The organism is Micromonospora sp. NPDC005215, from assembly GCF_040607915.1.
Classification (GTDB): Bacteria; Actinomycetota; Actinomycetes; order Mycobacteriales; family Micromonosporaceae; genus Micromonospora.
On record NZ_JBEXHQ010000020.1, the window covers coordinates 78,938 to 98,983 of the forward strand.

Sequence of the window (20,046 nt, forward strand, 5' to 3'; positions counted from 1 at the left end):
CAGCGGTGGGGGCCTGCCACGCGGCGCCGGCTGCGGTGCCAGCCACCAAGCGGGCACCGGCCGGACGTAGCCACCAGTGCCTCGGCGTGGATCTGGACTCCCGCCCGACGCACCCCATTGACCAGCCCGGCGCAGCGCAGCCGGTCGAGCCAGGTGCCGCACGGTCCTGACCGGGGCACTGATCGCCGGGGCCAACTGGCCGGTCGTCAGCATCCGATGCGTGTTCAGCAGTACCAGCAGGTCGTGCGACGAGCCGCCCGCCGTGGGCCGCCGCTCGACGAACGGCCGGGCCGGTCGGCTTGGCTCTGACGCCGAAGCGCGCCGCCGGCATCGAGAGATACGTCGACCGGATGACGTCCCGCAGCCTGAAGACCTATCCGGTAGCGGCCCGGTCGGATTTTCCGGCAACGCCGCGGGCATCATCTCGGAAGCCGCTGGTAGCCCGACACCTACTGCGGGAAGCCTCGGAACACCCCGTCCGGGTCCGCCGCGTCCGCGAACTCGAAAAAGTCCATGTTGGCAATCGAGAGGTTGTTCTCGACGCTCCACATCTCCGCCGGGACGACCCGGAACCAACGACCTGGCTCGTGAAGCAGATCCAGCGCGACAAGCGGCGTTTCCGGGTCGGTGACGGTGACGTTGTCAACGAGGAACAGGAAGCTGCGGTAGGTCACCATCGGGAGCGCCGCCACCTGCTCAGGGGACAGATCAGCGAATGCTGAGTCGCTGACGAAGGACAGGCTCGCCGCGAATCCATCGACCGAGGGCGCGATACTCGCCGCACGCACTGCGTCCCAGGCTCCCTCGTCGGTGAAATCGGTACGGAGCACCAGCGCGCCTGGCGTGTCCCGCAGGTTCAACATCGATGCAGTCTTGCAGAGCAGCGGGATGGGTTCTCCGAGCCGCGCCGCAGCGCTACCGGTGCTGCTGGTTGGCCGCTACCACGTCGGCGGTAGCGCGCCCGTGAATGGTCGGCCGGGATCGTCGTGTCAGGGCATGCCAACTGGTGCCTCGACAGCCGGTCGCCTCGGCGTCCACTCCCCTCACCCCGGAGGATTGGGCAAGATGATCACCAGCTCGCTGACCCACGAGGAACTGCTGCGACTCCCCGCGATTGTCGACCTGTCCACCGCTGCTCGCGCCCTGGGCGTCGGGCGAACGAAGGCATACGAGCTCGCGAAGCAGGACGTGTTTCCGTGTCCGGTGCTTCGGATCGGGACGTCCTACCGCGTACGCACCGCAGACCTGCTGAGGCTGGTCGGCATCGACCGGCACGGCGCCGATCAGGAGGACTCATCGGACCGGACGCGCGGTTGATCAGTCGGTTTGCCCTGGCTCCTGCGGCACAGCCCATCCCGGTCGATACCGCCCGGCGAGCACGTCGTCGACGAGCAGCGCGACAATCCCGGACGGCGTGAGATCGGGCCGCATCACCGCCAGCCTCTCCATCTCCGAAGGCGTGAGCCGGATCTTGACTTGCTGATCCCGCTTCTCGCGCAGCGGCAACGGCAATGGCGGCAGGTTCTCGGCGACAGGACGCTGTCGCGGCATGCCTCAACTCCTCGGCGAGCTCTCGAACGGCTGGATGACGAGTTGAGGTTCCCATATTCCAGATCGCCTATCACTAACCGCCAATGCACGCGCCATATCGGGCACACTTTTAGGTACCACTTTTAGGTACCATTAGCGTCAAGCTCGCCGCCGCTTCCGGCACTGAAGCTCGGGCGTTGACCACCCCTCCACGGAAGGAACAGGACCGACGTGAGCACCTCGGACCCGATCAAGAAGATCACGCTTCGAAGCGGCAAGACCCGTTACCGGTTCGTGCTCGACGTCGGGCGCAAACCAGACGGGCGCCGGGACCAGCGGACGTACACCTTCGACACCAGGAAGGAAGCCAGGGCGGAGTACGCCCGGATCAAGCACGAGACCGACCGCGGCACATACGTCAAACCCGGCAAGATCACCGTCAACGACTTCCTCGACGAGTGGTTGGCGTCCGCCACCCGCGATGTCGAGAAGGCCACCGCTGCCAACTACCGCGATGCGCTGCTGCCGGTTCGCGCCCGCCTTGGCAGCAAGCCACTCCAGGACGTCACCGAGGCCGACATCGAGGCTCTGATCGACTGGATGCTGACGGAGGGCCGGAAACGTGGTGGCAAGCCGGGGACCGGGCTCGGTGTCCGGTCAGTGCGCCTGACGCTCGGCCGCCTTCGGACCGCGCTGAACGTGGCGGTTCGGCGTCAGCTCGTGGTCCGCAACGTCGCCGCGTTCGTCGCCATTCCCAGAGCGGCCGCGAAGGCCGCAGCCGAGGCACAGGCTGAGCACAAGCCCTGGACCCAAGAGGAGGTGAAGGGGTTCCTGACCGGCATCACGGGCGAACGCCTGTACGCCGCCTGCCTGCTGTCGCTGATGGGCCTTCGACCGGCCGAGGTGTGCGGGCTGCGGTGGTCCAGTGTCGACTTCGGGGCCGGCACGATCGCGGCCGGGGACAACACCCGGACGCTCGTCGACGGCGAGATCGAAGAGAAGGAGGCCAAGTCGACGGCCGGGAAACGCGGCCTACCAATGCCGGCAACGGTGACGAAGGCGCTGAAAGCGTTCCACACGCAACAGAAGAAGGAGCGCCTGAAGGCTGGCGACGCCTACGTCGACAGCGGCTACGTCCTGGTCGACGAACTCGGTCAGCCGCAACGAACCGACTGGTTCCGCCGGCGAGTGCACGAGCTCATGGCCAAGGCCGGGGTCCGCAAGGTCCGGCTGTACGACGCGCGGCACGCCTGCCTGACCTACCTCGCCGGCGCCGGAGTGCCCGACGTCGTCCTCGCGGCCTGGGCCGGCCACGCCGACGGCGGCACGCTCGCCAAGCGGGTCTACGTCCACCCCGACAGCAGCCACCTCAAGGTGGCTGCCGAGCACCTCGAATCAGGCCTCTTCGGCTGACTCCAGCCCAGGAGATCCAGCAGTACGAGCGTTCGTGAGAAATTGTGAGACGAAACGGCAAAAGGCCCAGACTCACCGAAGTGAATCAAGGCCTCTGACCTGCTGAAACTCTGTCGGGACGGCCGGATTCGAACCGACGACCCCTTGACCCCCAGTCAAGTGCGCTACCAAGCTGCGCCACGTCCCGCCCCCGCGCGGTTTCCCTCGCGGCAGCCGGTACAGCTTAGCGCAGCCGCCCCGGGTCTTCCGCACAGGCCCCACCCGCATCGCCAGGTGACCGAACCACCGCACAATCCCTAAAGCGTCCTAGGAGGGTGGGGTGGGGAAATGCCGGATGGTCGGGGTGGACCATCCGGCATTTCCGGAGAACGGGTCAGCCGTGCGCCTTGCCTCGGCCACCGGGGCCGAGCTTCTTACGCGGGCGGACCGAGATCTCGATGGGGCTGCCCTCGTACCCGAATTCCTCGCGGAGCTTGCGCTCGACGAAGCGCTGGTAGCCGGCGTCGAGCGGGCCGGTGGTGAAGAGCACGAACCGTGGCGGCGCCACCCCGGCCTGCGTGGCGAACAGGACCCGCGGCGCGCGACCGCCGCGCACCGGGTGTGGGGTGGCCTGCACCAGCGCGGTCAACCACTGGTTGAGCTGCGCGGTCGGCACCCGGGTTTCCCAGCTGGCCAGGGCCTTGTTGAGGGCCGGAGCCAGCTTGTCCACCGCCCGGCCGGTCATCGCGGACAGGTTCAGGCGGATCGCCCAGGGGATGCGGCGCAGTTCCCGGTCGATCTCCTTGTCCAGGTAGTACCGCCGGTCGGCGTCGACAAGGTCCCACTTGTTGAACGCGATGACCATGGCCCGGCCAGACTCGGTCACCATCGACAGGATCCGCTGGTCCTGCTCACTGATCGGCTCGCTGGAATCCAGCAGCACCACTGCCACCTCGGCGGCCTCGATCGCGCCGGCGGTGCGCAGGCTCGCGTAGTACTCGGTGCCGCTGGCCCTACCGACCCGCTTGCGCAACCCGGCCGTGTCCACCAGCTGCCAGGTCTGACCGCCGATGTCGACGAGGCTGTCCACCGGGTCCACAGTGGTGCCCGCCACCGAGTCGACGACCGCCCGCTCCTCACCGGAGAACCGGTTGAGCAGGCTGGACTTGCCCACGTTCGGCCGACCGACAAGCGCCACCCGGCGCGGTCCGCGCGGCCGGTTCTCCACGATCGCCGGAGCTTCGGGCAGCGCGGCGAGGATGGAGTCCAGCAGGTCGCCGGCGCCTCGCCCGTGCAGCGCGGAGATCGGGAACGGTTCACCGAGGCCGAGCGACCAGAGCGAGGTCGCCTCCATCTCGATGGAGGCGTTGTCGGCCTTGTTGGCCACCAGGATCACCGGCTTGGCGCTGCGGCGCAGCATCTTCACCGCGGCCTCGTCCACGTCGGTGGAGCCCACCATCGCGTCGACCACGAAGATGACCACGTCGGCTGTGGCGACCGCCGTCTCGGCCTGCGCCGCGATGGCCGCGGCACGGTCCTTCGCGTCCGGTTCCCAACCGCCGGTGTCCACCACGGTGAACACCCGGCCGTTCCACTGCGCGTCGTACGGCACCCGGTCCCGGGTCACCCCGGGGACGTCCTCGACGACCGCCTGCCGGCGGCCGATGATCCGGTTGACAAGCGTGGATTTGCCCACGTTGGGGCGGCCGACCACGGCCACTACCGGCTGCGGGCCGCTCGGTTCCTCGACGGCTACGTCGGGCTCACGCAGCTCGACCCACCCCGCACCCTCGCTACTCATGCCGCTCCCCCGCTGCGCTCCGGACCGCCATGAAACACAACCGCACCGCTCATGCCACGCCTCGCTCGGTGAGCAGGTCGCGCAGCCGCGCCACGACCTCGTCGATACCCAGCTCCGTGGTGTCCAGCACCACAGCGTCGGGTGCCTGCGCCAACGGGTTGACCTTGCGGGTCGAGTCGAGACGGTCCCGTCGGGCCAGGTCGGCGGCGGTGGCCGCCACGTCGGCGGCGTCCTCGGCGCTGCGTCGCGCCGCACGGGCCGCCTCGGAGGCGGTCAGGAAGACCTTCAGGTCCGCGTCCGGCGCGACGACCGAGCCGATGTCCCGACCCTCGACGACCATCCGGCCAGCGTTGTCGATCATCTCGCGTTGGCGGGCGACCAGCAGCTCGCGGACCGCCGGCATCGCGGCGACGGCAGAGACCGCCCCGGTCACCTCCGGGCCCCGGATCTCGGCGTCCACGCCGACCCCGTCGATGGTCACGGCGTACCCCTGCGGGTGGGTGCCGATGCGCAGGTTGACCTCGCCGGCGACCTTGGCCACCGACGCGGCGTCGGTGAGGTCCACGCCGGAGCGCAGCACGGCCCACGTGATCGCCCGGTACATCGCCCCGGTGTCCAGGTAGCGCGCACCGATGCTGGCGGCGAGGCGCCGCGACACGGTGGACTTACCCGAACCGGACGGCCCGTCCACAGCGACCACACATCGCTCGGCCCGTACGTTTTTCTCCACCGTGTCCTCCTCAGCCCGTACCTCACGGATCGCCCGGTGATCTGGCGCCGCAAGCGGTTTGTCAATCGTCATCAATCATGCCCGCGGTCCGTGTCGGACCCGCGCGCGCCGCCGTCGAAGGCGACCCACGCCACCCCCGGTGGCCGCGTCCCGGCCGTCGGTGGAGCCTACCGGCAGCCGTACCCCGAACTCCGGGGGTCAGTCACCCACCGCGTTGAACAGGGCGGCGACCTCGGCGTTTGTCAACCGCCGGATCCGACCGGTACGCAGGTCACCCAGCCGGATGGGGCCGATCGCGGTACGTACCAGCCGGGTGACCGGGTGTCCGACCTCCTCCATCAGCCGCCGGACGATGTGCTTGCGGCCCTCGTGCAGACTCAGCTCCACCTGGGCGCTTTTACCCAGAGTGTCCACCACCTTGAACGAGTCGACAGTCACCGGCCCGTCCTCCAGCTCGACCCCGGCCAGCAGCCGCTTGCTCAGGTTGCGCGGAATCGGCCCGACCACCTCGGCGAGATAGGTCTTCAGCACCTCGTACGAGGGGTGCATGAGCTTGTGCGCGAGGGTGCCGTCGTTGGTGAGCAGCAGCAGGCCCTCGCTGTCCGCGTCGAGCCGCCCGACGTGGTAGACACGCTGCTCCACCCGGTTGCCGATGAACTCGGCCAGCTCGTTGCGTCCCTTGTCATCCGCCATCGTGGTAACCACGCCGCGTGGCTTGTTCATGGCCACGTAGACCAGGCGGATGTCGACCTGGAGACGCTCCCCGTCCACGTGGATCACGGCGGTGGCCGGGTCGACCTTGTCACCGAGCTTGGCGACCCGCCCGTCCACGGTGACCCGGCGGCGGAAGATCAGGTCCTCGCAGGCGCGCCGGGAACCCACGCCAGCGGCGGCGAGCACCTTCTGTAGGCGCTCAGCCCCCTCGTAGACGGGGGCGTCGGTCTTCGGGGAACGGTTATCGGGTCGCATCAGCAAGCTCTTCTACGTCGTCGGGCAGGAAGGGTGCGAGGGGTGGCAGCTCGGCAACGGTGTTCAGCCCGAGCTTCTCCAGGAACAACGTGGTGGTCCGGTAAAGGAACGCCCCGCTGTCCTGTTCGGTGCCGCACTCCTCGACGAGGCCGCGGGTGACCAGCGTACGGATGACCCCGTCGCAGTTCACACCCCGGATGGCTGAGATTCGCGAACGGGTCACCGGCTGCTTGTAGGCGACCACGGCGAGCGTCTCCAACGCCGCCTGGGTCAGCCGTACGGACTGCCCGTCCAACACGAACCGTTCAACGTACGTAGCGTATTCCGGCCGGGTGTAGAGCCGCCACCCACCGGCCGCCCGGCGCAACTCGAACCCGTGGCCGGCGGCGGTGTAGCCGGCGGCGATCTCGTCGAGCAGCGGCCCGACCCGTTCGGCCGGCTGCTCCAGCACCTGCGCCAGGACCAACTCGCTGACCGGCTCGTCGACCACCAGCAGGATCGCCTCCAGCGCGCCGCGCAACTCGGCGTCGGACAGCTCAGGCGCCGGCTCCGGCGCGGCCGTCACCCGCCGCCGTCCCGCGCCCTCCCGACGAGGTACGCCGACAGCCGCACCCGACTCCCCCACCGCACCCGGGTCCGGCTCAGCCGAGTCCGGCTCGCCCGGGTCCGGCTCAGCCGAGTCCGGCTCAGCCGAGTCCGGCTCAGCCGAGTCCGGCTCAGCCGAGCCCGAAGAATTCGCGCTCGGATCATCCAGGTCTGAAGAGGGCGCTCCCGGCTCGCCCGTACCGGGAGGGGTCCCGCCTGGCGTGGCCGAGCCCGGCAAAGTCACGCCCGACTCGCCTGAACCCGGAGCGGCCTCGCCTGGCACGGCGGAGCCCGGAGCGGTCGGGACGGGCTCGACGGCGGTGACGGATTCGGGCGTCGGTCGGGACGGTTGCGCGCCGCTGCCCTCGGTGTCCGGTGCCGGGGGTACGGCGGCCGACTCGTCCGACGGAACGTCGGTGGGCTCCGGTTCGGGGGCGGGCGGCCGGGGGCGCTCCCACGGCGGAACCCAGGCGGCGGCCTGGTCGGCCAACGAATCCCGGCGTTCCTCGTCACTCATTCCGCTCACCCTCCGTCGCTCCCGTCCCATCCGGCCCGGCGGCCTCCCCGGTCAACTCCGGCCCGCCGGGCAACCCGGACAGCTCCGGGTCGACAGGCAACGCCGACAGCTCCGGCCCGCCGGGCAACGCCGACAGCTCCGGGTCGGCTGGCGACCCGGACGGCTCCGGGTCGACGGGCAACCCCGACAACTCCGGGTCGGCGGGCAACCCCGACAACTCCGGGTCGGCTGGCGACCCGGACAGCTCCGGGTCGGCGGGCAACCCCGACGGCTCCGGGTCGGCCGGGGTGCCGGCGTACTCGTCGACGTGCAGCTCCGTGTCGCCGTCGACGGGGCCGGTCCAGCGCACGGTCAGCTCCTCCAGGGCCTGTTCCTGCACGAAGGCGACAAGCCCCTCCCGGTACAGCTCCAGCAGCGCGAGGAACCGCGCCACCACCTCCAGGGTGGCCTCGCAGTCGGCGCAGAGCAGCGAGAACGTGGCACTGCCGACCCGCCGCAGCCGGGCGCTGATGATCGCCGCGTGTTCCCGGACACTGACCCGGACCATGTGCACGTGGGCGATGGAGACCTCCGGCACCGGTTTCGGGGTCATCGCCTTCACGGCCAGCTTCAGCAGCCGCTGCGGGCCGATGCCGAGGACCAGGTCGGGCAGCGCCTCGGCGTAGCGGGGTTCCAGGCTGACCGCCCGCGGATACCGCCGGCCGCCGACCGCCTCCAGCTCGGCGATGTACGCCGCCGCCTCCTTGTACGCCTTGTACTGCAGCAGCCGGGCGAAGAGCAGGTCCCGTGCCTCCAGCAGGGCGAGGTCGGCCTCGTCCTCCACCTCGGCGGAGGGCAGCAGCCGGGCGGCCTTCAGGTCGAGCAGGGTCGCGGCGATGAGCAGGAACTCGCTGGCCTCGTCGAGGTCCCAGTCGTCGCCCATGGCCCGGATGTAGGCGATGAACTCGTCGGTGACCGTGTGCAGGGCCACCTCGGTGACGTCGAGCTTGTGCTTGCCGATCAGTTGCAGCAGCAGGTCGAACGGGCCGGTGAAGTTGGCCAGGCGCACCGTGAAGCCGGTCGCGGCGGGCGGCACACCATCGACCACGGCCAGAGTGGCGGCGTCAGGCGGGTCGAGGGGTGGCGCGGTCACCGCACGACCGTAGTCCACGAGGCGGGCACCGGGCGTTCCGGCTACCGCTCCGACTGGGCGGCGATCACCTCGCGGGCCAGCTGACGGTAGTTGCGTGCTCCGGACGAGGCCGGGTCCATCGTCGTGATGGGGGCACCGGCCACGGTGGACTCCGGGAACTTCACCGTCTTGGTGATGACCGTCTGGTAGACCTTGTCGCCGAACGCCTCGACGACCCGCTGGAGGACCTGGCGGCAGTGCGTGGTGCGGCTGTCGTACATGGTGGCGAGGATGCCCTCGAGCTCCAGATCGAAGTTGAGCCGTTCCCGCACCTTGTCGATGGTGTCCAGCAGCAGCGCCACGCCGCGCAGGCTGAAGAACTCGCACTCCAACGGGATGAGGACCCCGTGCGCGACGGTCAGCGCGTTGATCGCCAGCAGGCCGAGCGACGGCTGGCAGTCGATCAGGATGTAGTCGTACTCCTTGCGGACCGTGCGCAGCACCCGGGCCAGGGCCATCTCCCGGGCCACCTCGTTGACGAGCTGGATCTCGGCGGCGGAGAGGTCGATGTTGGCCGGCAGCAGGTGCAGCCCCGCGACGTCGGTCTTGATGACGACGTCCTCGGCGAGGATGTCGTCCTGCATGAGCAGGTTGTAGATGGACAGGTCGAGGTTGTGCGGGTTGACTCCCAGCCCCACCGAGAGCGCGCCCTGCGGGTCGAAGTCGACGAGCAGCACCTTGCGGCCGTATTCCGCGAGCGCCGCGCCCAGGTTGATGGTGGTGGTGGTCTTGCCCACGCCACCCTTCTGGTTGGCCATCGCGATGATGCGCGCCGGCCCGTGGCGGTCGGTGGGCATGGGCTCGGGGATCGGCTTGCGCATCGTGTAGGCAGCCGGGTCCGCCGGACCCAGGTCCGCGCCGAGCGTGGCCTGCTGCTCGCGGAGCTCCGACGTCCAGGTCTCGGCACGGTCACCGTTGCCAGCCATGTGCTCGTTGCCCCCTCCCGACGACCCACCCGGCGTCGGAGCCGTCCGACGTCCTTCGCGGCGCCGCTGCGCACCCCGGTCGTGTCGCTCCAGGAGGTCCGCGCCGATGCCGACTGTACGCCACCGACCAGCAGGGGGTTCGGCACCGGCCCGGCGTGTCGGAGCCGACCGCGACCGGGTTCAGTCCCGGGCGCGCGGATGGGCGGTCGCGTACACCTCGCGCAGCCGCTCGACGGTGACAAGTGTGTAGACCTGTGTCGTGGTCACCGATGCGTGGCCGAGCAACTCCTGGACCACCCGGACGTCGGCGCCGCCGTCGAGCAGGTGGGTGGCGTAGGAGTGGCGCAGGGTGTGCGGTGAGACGGCGGCGGGCCCGTCGACGGGCAGCCCCGCCCGGCCGGCGGCGGCGCGCAGGATGCCCCAGGCGCCCTGGCGGGTCAGCGCGCCGCCGCGGGCGTTGAGGAAGACCTGCGGGGTTCCCCGACCGGCGGCGGCCAGGCCGGGTCGGGCCCGGACCAGGTAGGCGCGCACCGCGTCGACGGCGTACCCGCCGATCGGCACCAACCGCACCCGGCCACCCTTGCCGCGCAGCAGCACGGTGCCATCGTCGGTGTCCAGGTCGTCCACGGCGGCGCCCACCGCTTCGGAGATCCGCGCGCCGGTGCCGTACAGAAACTCCAGCAGCGCCCGGTCGCGCAGCGCGGTCGGCGCGTCCGCGCCGATGGCGCTGATCGGGCCGGCGGTCTCCAGCAACCGGACCACGTCGTCGACCGGGAGCGCCCGGGGCAGCCGGCGGGGCGGGGTGGGCGGGCGCACGTCCCGACTGGGGTCGACGCCGGCCAGCCCCTCGCGCAGCGCGAAGCGGTGCAGACCGCGGACCGCGCTGGCCGCGCGGGCGGCGGAGGAGACCGCCAGCGGCGGGTGCGCGTCGTCGCCCGCGCGCAGCCGCGCCAGGTGCGACTCGACGAGACCGGCGCCGACCGACGCGAGGTCGGCGACGCCGGCGTCGACCAGGGTCGCGAGATAGCGGTCCAGATCCCGGCGGTACGAGGCGAGCGTGTTCGGCGACAGTCCACGCTCGACGGTGAGGTGGTCGAGGTAGCCGCGCACGGCACGGCGCAGCGCCGGCGTGGGCTGGTCGCCCACGCCGGCGCCGGAGTCCGTGCTGCCGGTCAGCCCGCCACCGCTCAGGCCAGTGCGTCGGTCAGCGGAAGCGCGTCCATGCCGTGCGCCTCGGCGACCGGACCGTAGGTGACCTGGCCGTCGTACGTGTTCAGGCCCAGCCCCAACGCCGGGTCGCGGCGCAGCGCCTCCCGCCAGCCGTGGTTGGCCAGCTCCAGGGCGTACGGCAGGGTGACGTTGGTCAGGGCGTACGTGCTGGTGTTCGGCACCGCGCCGGGCATGTTCGCCACGCAGTAGAAGATCGACTCGTGCACCTTGTAGACCGGGTCGGCATGGGTCGTGGGGCGCGAGTCCTCGAAGCAGCCGCCCTGGTCGATCGCGATGTCGACGAGCACGCTGCCCGGCTTCATCCGGGAGACCAGCTCGTTGGAGACCAGCGTCGGCGCCTTCGCGCCGGGCACCAGCACCGCGCCGATGACCAGGTCGGCGTCGAGGACGGCCCGCTCGACCTCGTAGGCGTTGGACGCGATGGTCTGCAGGTGGCCGCGGTAGATCGCGTCGGCCGAGCGCAGCCGGGCGACGTTCTTGTCCAGCAGCAGCACCTCGGACTGCAGGCCCAGCGCGATCGCGGCGGCGTTCATGCCGGACACGCCCGCGCCGATGACGACGGTCTTGGCCGCGTACACGCCGGAGACACCGCCGGGCAGCACACCGCGCCCACCGCCGGTACGCATCATGTAGAAGGCGCCCACCTGCGGGGCGAGCCGGCCGGCGACCTCGGACATCGGGGCGAGCAGCGGCAGCGACCGGTCGGGCAGCTCGACCGTCTCGTACGCGATGCCTGTCACCCTGCGGTCGATCAGCGCGTCGGTGCACTCCTTGGAGGCGGCCAGGTGCAGGTAGGTGAAGAGCACCTGCCCCTCGCGCATCCGGTGGTACTCCTCGGCGATCGGCTCCTTGACCTTGAGCACCAGCTCGGCGGTCTCCCACACCTCGTCGGCGGTGGCGAGGATCGTCGCGCCGGCGGCGGCGAACTCCTCGTCGGTGATGCTGGAGCCGACCCCGGCACCGGCCTCGACGAAGACCTGGTGACCACTGCGGGTGAACTCGTTGACGCCCGCTGGCGTGATCGCCACGCGGTACTCGTGGTTCTTGACCTCGCGTGGGATTCCGACCTTCACGATGCAGACACCTCTCTTCGGGGCTGCTCTCCCCCGACTGCTCGGTGCCGCGGCGGCCCCTTTGCCACCACGGTCCACCGGTCCCGCCGGCGGCAGTCTAGGCGCGCCCGGTGCCGCCGTGAGCCAGCACAGTGGCATCCGGTGCCCGGGTGTCCTGACGGAGTGTCAGGGCACCGCGCGGATTCGCCGCCTCAGCCGTCGGGACAGCGTTCGACCATTATCGCCCCATCTGCCGGATGCCGCTGGGGACAGGCGGCGAGGGGCCCCGCGGCTGACCGCGGGACCCCTCTCGCGCGTACTCCCTGCCGGTGTAGGACCGGCGGCGGCGCTCAGCGTGGCAGCGGCGCGTCCGCCCGGCGCAGCGCCGACCAGCCGGTGTCCCGGGCGCGGGCCGCGGCGAGCAGCCCGGCCACCGCGGACGCGTTGGTGATCTCGCCGGCCAGGACCATGGCCACCGCCTCGTCCAGGTCGATCCGGACGACCTGGAGGTCGGCCTCCTCGTCGCGGCGCTCGTGGCGCTCGTCGGCCGGCACCTCGGCGAGGTCCCGGGCCAGGAAGACCCGCACCAGCTCGTTGGTGAACCCGGGTGAGCTGTGCAGGTCGACAAGCACGTCGACCTGCCCGGCGGTGAGGTCCGCCTCCTCGGCCAGCTCCCGCAACGCGGCCGCCGGCAACTCCTCGCCGGAGACGTCCATCAGCCCGGCGGGCAGCTCCCACAGGTGCCGGCCGACCGGGTGCCGGTACTGCCGGATCAGCACCACCTGGCCGGCGTCGTCGAGCGCCACCACGGCCACCGCCCCGACGTGCCGGACGAGGTCACGCACCCCCGTCCCGCCGCCGGGCATGGTCACCTCCTCGGTGACGACGTCGAAGATCCGCCCCCGGTACCGCTCCTCGCGGGACCGCACCTCGTAGCGGTGCTCAACCCCGCTCACGACGCGGACGCCGCCTTCGTCGCGGCGCCGTTGCGGGCGGCCTTGCGCGTCGGCGGGGCCTCCGTCGCCGCGTCCAGGTCGACCGGCAGCTGGTCGGCCTGCGAGTACGTCACCGCGGCCTTGACGAACGAGGCGAACAGCGGGTGCGGGCGGGTGGGTCGGCTCTTCAGCTCCGGGTGTGCCTGGGTGGCCACGAAGAACGGGTGCAGGCTCCGGTCCAGCTCGACGAACTCGACAAGCCGACCGTCCGGCGACGTGCCGGAGATGTGCAGGCCCGCCTTGGTCAGCGCGTCCCGGTAGGCGTTGTTCACCTCGTAACGGTGCCGGTGCCGCTCGCTGATCTCGGCGCTGCCGTACGCCTCGGCGACGATCGACCCCTCGGTCAGCGTCGCCGGGTAGGCCCCGAGCCGCATGGTGCCGCCCAGGTCGCCCCGGCCGGCGACGATGTCCTCCTGGTCGGCCATCGTGGCGATGACCGGGTGCGCGGCCTGCTCGTCGAACTCCAACGAGTTGGCGCCGTCCAGGCCGGCCAGGTGCCGGGCCACCTCGATGGTCATGCACTGCAGGCCGAGGCAGAGGCCGAGCAGCGGGATGCCGGTCTCGCGGGCGTACCGGGCGGTGCCGATCTTGCCCTCGATGCCGCGCACGCCGAAGCCGCCGGGGATGAGGATGCCGTCCACGCCGGCCAACGCCGCGGCGGCGCCGGCCGGGGTGACGCACTCGTCACTGGGCACCCAGCGCAGCTGCACCCGGGCCCGGTGACCGAAACCGGCAGCGCGGATCGCCTCGCTGACCGACAGGTACGCGTCGGGCAGGTCGACGTACTTGCCGACCACCGCGACGGTGACAGTGTGCCGGGGCCGGTGCACCCGCTCCAGCAGGTCGTCCCAGCTGGCCCAGTCCACGTCCCGGAAGGAGAGACCGAGCCGGCGCACCACGTACGCGTCGAGCCCCTCCCGGTGCAGCACCTTCGGGATGTCGTAGATGCTCGGGGCGTCCGGGGCGGCGACGACCGCCTCGGTGTCCACGTCGCAGTAGAGCGACAGCTTCTCCTTGAGCTTCACCGGGATCTCCCGGTCGCAGCGCAGCACTATCGCGTCCGGCTGGATACCGATGTTGCGCAGCTGCGCCACCGAGTGCTGGGTCGGCTTGGTCTTCAGCTCACCCGACGGCGCCAGGTACGGCACCAGCGAGACGTGCAGGTAGAAGCAGTTGTCCCGGCCCAGGTCGTGGCGGACCTGGCGGATCGCCTCCAGGAACGGCAGCGACTCGATGTCGCCGACCGTGCCGCCGACCTCGGTGATCACCACGTCGGGGAGTTGGCCGTCCTCGTCCGGGTCGGCCATCGCCAGGATCCGCGACTTGATCTCGTTGGTGATGTGCGGGATGACCTGGACGGTGTCGCCCAGGTATTCCCCCCGCCGCTCCTTGGCGATCACGTCGGAGTAGATCTGGCCGGTGGTGACGTTCGCCTTGCCGGACAACGCCCGGTCCAGGAAGCGCTCGTAGTGCCCGACGTCGAGGTCGGTCTCGGCGCCGTCCTCGGTGACGAAGACCTCACCGTGCTGGAACGGGTTCATCGTCCCCGGGTCGACGTTCAGGTAGGGGTCGAGCTTCTGCATCACCACCCGCAACCCGCGCGCGGTCAGCAGGTTGCCGAGGCTGGAGGCGGTGAGGCCCTTACCCAGCGAGGAGGCGACGCCCCCGGTGACGAAAATGTGCCTGGTCGTCCGTGCTGATGGGGCCAAGGCCTGCTCCCGTGTCGTCTGTCGCGGTCATGCAGACCGCCGTGCTTGATCAGCTCACTGATCACGCGATCCACGGGATTCGACGGTAACACCTCCCGGGCGGGTACCCGCAGGCCGCACCCCGGCTGCGACACCACCGGGTCATCCGGCCGAGAGCCGGCGCTCAGGGAGCGGCAACCTCGGTCGATGATCGGTTGACCTGCCGGGGCGGCACGGGCACCGTCGAGGCGGCGTCCGGCGTCGACCCGCGCGCGGCCAGCCCCGCCGGCTCGTCGGCGGCGGCCGAGGGGTCTTCGGCGGCGGCCGAGGGGTCGTCCGGCGGCGCCGGCGGCGCGACCGCCTCCGGTGCGCCCGAGGGTGGTCCGCTGATCGGACGAGGGTGGACCGCGCCCAGCGGCCCCCCACCACGGGTCGGGCCGTCACCGGCCGGGCCCACCCCGCCGGACCCCGAGTCGTCGGCGCCGTCCGCGCGGGAGCGACCCGCCAGCGGGCGGGTCCGGTCGGCGGCATGTCCGAGGACCCGCAGCGCCGCCAGGGCGGCCATCGGCACCACCAGCGCGGCGGCAGCGCCCAGCACGTCCAGCGCAGCGCCGTCGAGCACCCCACCGAGCACCGCGGCGACCACGGTCCCGGCCATCGCGGCCCGGACCGCCGGGTAGATGCCGAACAACCGCATCAGCCCACCCCACGGCTGCAACAGGGCGAACCACACAAGCAACCCACCCACCAGCGCCAGCACGGTCAGCGGGCTGTTGACCAACGTCTCGAAATTCTCCGTGCTGGATCGGTGCACGGTGAACCCGCCGGTGCCGTCGCCGAGCGCGGAGAGGAACCTGCCCAGGCTGCCCCGCTCGACCGCCGAACGCCGCAGGTCCACAACGGCGAACCCGATGCCGACCGCCAGGGCGGCCATGGCGGCCCAGGCCAGCCGGGTGATCGTCAACCAGCCCCCGGCGCTGATCGCGGCGGCGACGCTCACCCCGGCGGTGAGCGCGATCGCGCCGACCGGGTCGGCGCCCAGGTACGGGCTGCCGACCACCACCACGGCGAGGCCACCCACTGCCACCATCACCGCGGGCCGCCAGCCCCGGTGCACCCGTTGGGCGAACCAGCCCCCGGTGAGCAACGCCGCGGCGATGAACACTCCCAGCCCCACAGTGCTCAGCCCGGCGTACCGGCCACCCTGCAACGCGGAGTAGCCGACCACGCCGTTGAGCTGGAGGCTGGCCCCGGTGAGCACGTCCAGCCCGACGACAAGCGTGGCGAGGCCGGCCACCGCGCCGAGCGGGCCGAGGGTGCCCGCGTACCCGGGGACGAACCGGACCGCCGCGGTGCCGGCGGCCACCAGCAGCCCGGTGATCCCGCCGAAGAGCCAGCCGGGGTGTTCGCCACGCCACCAGGGCACCGCGTCGGCCAGCAGCGCCGCCGGCACCGTCAACGCCACGGCGACAAGCAGCAACTCCGCCACTGCCACGATCCGCCCGGAGATGGCGGCCGGGCCGGTCGGCCCGGCGTGCGGGCGGGCACGGCGCAGCAGCGGCAGGACCGCCAGCGCCAGCAGCACCTGCACACCGGCGAGCAGCGTGAAGAACCGGCCGGAGACGGTCCGCTGGGCGGCCGCCTCCCGATCGGCGTCCGCCGGGGCGCTTATCGCGTCGGCGAGGTCGGCCGGACGACCACCGGTGCTGACCGCCGGCCGGCCGAGGAAGAGGCGCTCCGGCATCGGCCGGCCCAGCGCGGCGAGGGCGGTCGGCGCGAGGTCGACAAGTTGCAGGTACCCGTCGCGGCCGGTGCTGGCCGAGGTGAGCCACCCCCGCTCCCAGCCCGGACCGTCGGCGACCGCCACGTGCAGCCGCGACGGCTGGGCGGTGTCGGAGATCCCCGCGACAAGCACCAACGACCGCGGTGGGCGCGCGGCCAACACCCGGGCCAACTGGGCGTCCGCCGCTCGGGCCTGCACGGCGCGCGACGCCGCATCGGTCCCCTCGACGGTGCCGAGGTCGACGATGCTCAGCACGCAGGAGCCGAGCAGCACCTGCGGATCGGCCGGCAGCGCCGCGGCGTACCGGTCGACGCGGCCGAACGGTCGGGCGGCGGCCACTGCCGCACCTGGTCCCACGGCGACCGAGCAGCGGACCGACTCCGACAGCGAACCGGGCATGGCGCCCCAGGACAGGCGCTGCTGGTTGTACTGCACCACGCTCTCCTGGTCGGGCAGGTTCGCGCCGATGCCGTCGGGTTGTTCCACGACCACCCCGGCCGGCGGGCAGCCGTCGGGCGGCCGGCTGCCGTTCCACGCGGCGAAGCTGCCCGCGCCCAGGGTCAGCCAGCCGTCGACCGGGCAGGTGGGTCGGTGCGCGGAACGCACCGACAGTGAGCCGATCGACCCCTCCTGGGCCATCCGCCACAACGTCGGGGTGCTCTGCGGGTCGACGTCGTCCCAGCGCAGGCCGGCGATCCCGGCGAGCACCACGAAGTCGGCGGTGCGTTGCGGGACGCTCTGTGGCGGGCGGGCGGCCAGCGCGGTGACGCCGAGCGCCACCACGAGCACGGTCAGCAGGGCGGGGGCGATTCGGCGCAGCATCACCGGTGTCCCGTTCTCGGGGCGTCGGAGTCCGGGGTGGCCGCCGGGCCGGTGGGGTGCCCGGCCAACTCGGCGTAGAGGGCGGCCAGCGCGCCGACGGTGTCCGTCTCGGTCGGCCACGTCGCCGCCCGTTCCGCGCCCCGCCGGCCCAGCTCGGCCCGCGCGGCCGGGTCGTCCAGCAGCGCACGCACCGCCGCGTCGACAGCGTCCACATCGCCGGAGGGGACCAGCGTGGCGGCGTCGCCGACCAGCTCCGGCAGCCCGCCGACCGCGGTGGCCACCAGTGGTACGCCAGCGCGCAGCGCCTCCTGGGCGAAAAGCTGCCGGGCCTCCCAGTCGCTTGTCACCACCGCGAGGTCGGCGCCGGCGAGCAGGTCGGCCACGTCGGTGCGGTGCCCCAGCAGGGTCACCGGTGCGCGGGCCGCGGAGGTCCGGGCGGCCAGCGGCAGATAGGCCGGGCCACTGCCCGCGATCACCACGACCGGCGGTGGGGTACGCGTACGCCAGCGGGCCGCCGCGTCGATCAGCACGTCGTAGCGTTTCTGCGGGTGCAGCCGGCCGACTGAGACGATCAACGGTTGGTCCGGGCGTACGCCGAACTCGGCGCGTACCGCCGCCGGGCGTCGACGCGGCGCGGGCAGCGTCGGCGCGGCGACCGGGGCGAGTCGGGCATCGGTGGCGCCCAGCGCGGCGGCCCGGCGCACCAGATCCGTGGAGGCGCCCAGGGCCACCCGGGCACCGCGGGCCACCACCCGTTCGGCGAGGCGGGACATTCCGCCCCGTAATCCGCCGGCCAGCACCGCGTTGTGCCAGGTGACGATCAGTGGGGCGGTCGGACGGGCCAGCACGGCGACCAACCCGGCACGCAGGCCGTGCGCGTGCACCGCGTCGACGCGGGCGGCGGAGAGCACCCGCCGCAGGGCCAGCACCGCTCGGGCGTCGGCCGGGGTCGGGCTGGCCGGGATCTCCACCGGCTCGAAACGCGCACCCACACCGGTGAAGTCGAACTGCTCCTGGGTGGCGGCCGGCCCGCAGACCAGAACGGTCGCGCCGCCCGCGACGAGGCCCCGTGCCGCCGAGCGGACGTGCTGGCCGACCCCGCCGGTGCTGGACGCGAGCACCAACGCGACGCTGCCCGACCAGCCGGGCGGCAGAGCTGGCTGACTCATCGCGCTGCCGTCTCCTTCCCGTCGCCCCGTTCCGGGGAGACCGGCGTCGATCCGCCGTCCCCGCCCCGTGGCCCCCGCCGACCCAGACGCCGCAGCACCCCGGCGAGCAGCGGCTGCACGTCCCGCCGGTCGACGAACCAGACCACAGCGAGGAACACCGCACCGACCAGAACCCCGGACAGCATGCCCTGACCGAGTGCCGCCGCCGTCGTCGGGGTGCCGCCGCCCGGTGTGTCGAGCCAGCGGGTGAGGCCCAGCCCGGCGAGCGCGGCGAGCACACCGGCGAGGCCACCGGCCGCCCCGGCACGGGCCGCGCCGGCCAGCGCCGGACGGCCGGCACTGCGCGCCACCGCCAGGAGCAGCAGCGCACCGAGGACCAGCATCCCCACCGAGTTCGCGGACGTCACCGCGAGCACCCGGTCCCGCAGCGGCAGCAGGTCGCGGAGCACCAGCACGACCGCGGGCACCAGCAGGAAGCCGACGGCGGTGGCGACCGTCGCCGCCCGGGTCTCACCCCTGGCATAGAGCGCCCGGGTGAGCACCGCGAAGAGGCCGTAGCCGACCAGGCCGGGGGCGTACCCGATGATCGCCGCAGCGGCGGTCGACGCGGTGGACCCGGAAAAGAAGAAGTGCCCCACCGGCCCGGCGGTCCCGATCAACGCGGCCGTGCCGAGGCAACTGAACAGGAGCACACCCCGGACGGCCGGTGCCAGGGTCGCCCGGTAGGTGTCCTCGTCACCGGCGGCCCGCGCCGCCGCTAGGGTCGGGTAGGCCGCGATGGCCAGCGGCACCGCCAGCACCGCCCACGGCAGCAGGTAGACGGTCTGCGCCAGGTTGTAGACGCTGGGATTGGTCGCCGCGCCGTAGGTGACCTGGTTCAGGCTGACGATCAGGGCGATCTGCTGGGTGGCGACGGTGACCGCGCCGGCCACCGCCAACCCGCCGACCCGGGCCCGCACATCGGCGGTGAACCCGAAGCCGGGCCGCAACCCCAGGTGGAGCTGGCGGACCGGGATCAGCAGGGACAGTGACAGCACCAGCACGCCGAGGGTGGTGCCGGCGGAGAGCAGCAACTCGCCGCCGGGGCTGACCCCCGCGACGGTGGCGTAACGGCCCTGCGTCGCGCCGAACACGAGGTAGACGACGATGACGGTGAGACTGGACAGCAACGGGGCGAGCACCGGCCAGGCGAAGCGGCGGTGGGCCTGGAGCACGCCGGCGAGCACGATGCCGACCCCGTACAGCGGCAGTTGCGGCGCGAAGACCCGCAGCATCCGGACACCGCTCTGCTGCTGGGCGGCGGTCAGCCCGTCGCCGAGCAGCCCGATCACCGGCCCGGCGGCGACCACCACGAGCAGGGCGAGCGGGACCAGCAACGCCAGCGTCCAGGTCAGCAGCGCCCCGGTGGTCCGGGCGACGGCCGTCCGGTCGCCCGCCGCGACAGCGCCGGCCAGCAGCGGTACGACGAGGCTGGCCAGCGCTCCCCCGGCGACGATCTCGAAGATGAAGTTCGGCACCGCGTTGGCCACCACGTAGGTGCCGCCGAGGTCGGTGTGTCCCAGGCCCACTGTGAACACGGCGGTGCGGCCGAAGCCGGCGAGTCGGCTGGCCACGGTGAGGACGGCGATGAGCGCGGCTGCCCCGGCCAACCGGCCGGCGCCGGCGAGGGGTGCCGGTCTGCTCACG

At 72.2% G+C, this 20,046-nt stretch carries 18 protein-coding genes and 1 tRNA gene; 2 read left to right on the plus strand and 17 right to left on the minus strand.

What is annotated here, in order from left to right:
• Positions 1-449 precede the first annotated feature (449 nt).
• Positions 450-863: a hypothetical protein gene (locus ABZU25_RS17130; RefSeq protein ID WP_355030296.1), complete on the minus strand. Its 414-nt coding sequence runs from the start codon at positions 861-863 to the stop codon at positions 450-452.
• A 202-nt stretch (positions 864-1,065) separates the two neighbouring features.
• Between ABZU25_RS17130 and ABZU25_RS17135 the strand changes: the two genes are divergently transcribed.
• Positions 1,066-1,317, plus strand: coding sequence for a helix-turn-helix domain-containing protein (locus ABZU25_RS17135; protein ID WP_088947537.1), 252 nt, complete (start codon positions 1,066-1,068; stop codon positions 1,315-1,317).
• On the opposite strand, the gene ABZU25_RS17140 is transcribed toward ABZU25_RS17135, so the two are convergent.
• The gene (locus tag ABZU25_RS17140; protein WP_355030297.1) at positions 1,318-1,551 is read right to left on the minus strand and encodes a hypothetical protein; all 234 of its coding nucleotides are present in this window, start codon (positions 1,549-1,551) and stop codon (positions 1,318-1,320) included.
• A gap of 210 nt (positions 1,552-1,761) precedes the next feature.
• Here ABZU25_RS17140 and ABZU25_RS17145 point away from each other — a divergent pair, with 210 nt between their 5' ends.
• A complete protein-coding gene (locus tag ABZU25_RS17145; RefSeq protein WP_355030298.1) occupies positions 1,762-2,943 on the plus strand; it encodes a tyrosine-type recombinase/integrase in 1,182 nt (393 codons plus the stop codon).
• A 113-nt stretch (positions 2,944-3,056) separates the two neighbouring features.
• Here the strand turns inward: ABZU25_RS17145 and ABZU25_RS17150 are convergent.
• The 15 genes from ABZU25_RS17150 to ABZU25_RS17220 form a co-directional block, all read right to left on the minus strand.
• Positions 3,057-3,130 (minus strand) — tRNA-Pro (locus ABZU25_RS17150).
• Between the two features lie 186 nt (positions 3,131-3,316).
• Entirely contained in the window at positions 3,317-4,723 is a 1,407-nt protein-coding gene (gene der / locus ABZU25_RS17155; RefSeq protein ID WP_355030299.1) for a ribosome biogenesis GTPase Der, read from the minus strand.
• Positions 4,724-4,772: 49 nt separating this feature from the next.
• Positions 4,773-5,453, minus strand: a complete 681-nt coding sequence (gene cmk / locus ABZU25_RS17160) for a (d)CMP kinase (protein WP_355030300.1) — start codon at positions 5,451-5,453, stop codon at positions 4,773-4,775.
• A gap of 198 nt (positions 5,454-5,651) precedes the next feature.
• Positions 5,652-6,422 carry a pseudouridine synthase gene (locus ABZU25_RS17165; RefSeq protein WP_355030301.1) on the minus strand — a complete coding sequence of 257 codons (771 nt, stop codon included), beginning with the start codon at positions 6,420-6,422 and terminating at the stop codon, positions 5,652-5,654.
• The gene (gene scpB, locus ABZU25_RS17170; protein ID WP_355030302.1) at positions 6,409-6,987 is read right to left on the minus strand and encodes an SMC-Scp complex subunit ScpB; all 579 of its coding nucleotides are present in this window, start codon (positions 6,985-6,987) and stop codon (positions 6,409-6,411) included. Before scpB ends, ABZU25_RS17165 begins: the two co-directional genes overlap by 14 nt.
• Positions 6,984-7,172 carry a pentapeptide repeat-containing protein gene (locus tag ABZU25_RS17175; RefSeq protein ID WP_355030303.1) on the minus strand — a complete coding sequence of 63 codons (189 nt, stop codon included), beginning with the start codon at positions 7,170-7,172 and terminating at the stop codon, positions 6,984-6,986. The genes scpB and ABZU25_RS17175 overlap by 4 nt, the downstream gene beginning before the upstream one ends.
• A gap of 344 nt (positions 7,173-7,516) precedes the next feature.
• Complete coding sequence (locus ABZU25_RS17180; protein ID WP_355030304.1) at positions 7,517-8,656, minus strand: segregation/condensation protein A; 1,140 nt, start codon at positions 8,654-8,656, stop codon at positions 7,517-7,519.
• Positions 8,657-8,697: 41 nt separating this feature from the next.
• Positions 8,698-9,621, minus strand: a complete 924-nt coding sequence (locus tag ABZU25_RS17185) for a ParA family protein (RefSeq protein ID WP_124817891.1) — start codon at positions 9,619-9,621, stop codon at positions 8,698-8,700.
• Between the two features lie 180 nt (positions 9,622-9,801).
• Positions 9,802-10,767, minus strand: coding sequence for a site-specific tyrosine recombinase XerD (locus ABZU25_RS17190; protein WP_355030305.1), 966 nt, complete (start codon positions 10,765-10,767; stop codon positions 9,802-9,804).
• Between the two features lie 41 nt (positions 10,768-10,808).
• The gene (gene ald / locus ABZU25_RS17195) at positions 10,809-11,924 is read right to left on the minus strand and encodes an alanine dehydrogenase (protein ID WP_355030306.1); all 1,116 of its coding nucleotides are present in this window, start codon (positions 11,922-11,924) and stop codon (positions 10,809-10,811) included.
• Between the two features lie 329 nt (positions 11,925-12,253).
• Entirely contained in the window at positions 12,254-12,859 is a 606-nt protein-coding gene (locus ABZU25_RS17200; protein ID WP_355030307.1) for an NUDIX hydrolase, read from the minus strand.
• Complete coding sequence (locus tag ABZU25_RS17205) at positions 12,856-14,607, minus strand: CTP synthase (protein WP_355030308.1); 1,752 nt, start codon at positions 14,605-14,607, stop codon at positions 12,856-12,858. Before ABZU25_RS17205 ends, ABZU25_RS17200 begins: the two co-directional genes overlap by 4 nt.
• A gap of 163 nt (positions 14,608-14,770) precedes the next feature.
• Entirely contained in the window at positions 14,771-17,191 is a 2,421-nt protein-coding gene (locus ABZU25_RS17210) for a hypothetical protein (protein ID WP_355030309.1), read from the minus strand.
• Positions 17,191-18,360, minus strand: a complete 1,170-nt coding sequence (locus ABZU25_RS17215) for a glycosyltransferase family 4 protein (RefSeq protein WP_355030310.1) — start codon at positions 18,358-18,360, stop codon at positions 17,191-17,193. The genes ABZU25_RS17210 and ABZU25_RS17215 overlap by 1 nt, the downstream gene beginning before the upstream one ends.
• On the minus strand, positions 18,357-20,045 hold the full coding sequence (locus ABZU25_RS17220) for a lipid II flippase MurJ (RefSeq protein ID WP_355030311.1): 1,689 nt from the start codon (positions 20,043-20,045) through the stop codon (positions 18,357-18,359). The genes ABZU25_RS17215 and ABZU25_RS17220 overlap by 4 nt, the downstream gene beginning before the upstream one ends.
• Between the last annotated feature and the right edge of the window lies 1 nt (position 20,046).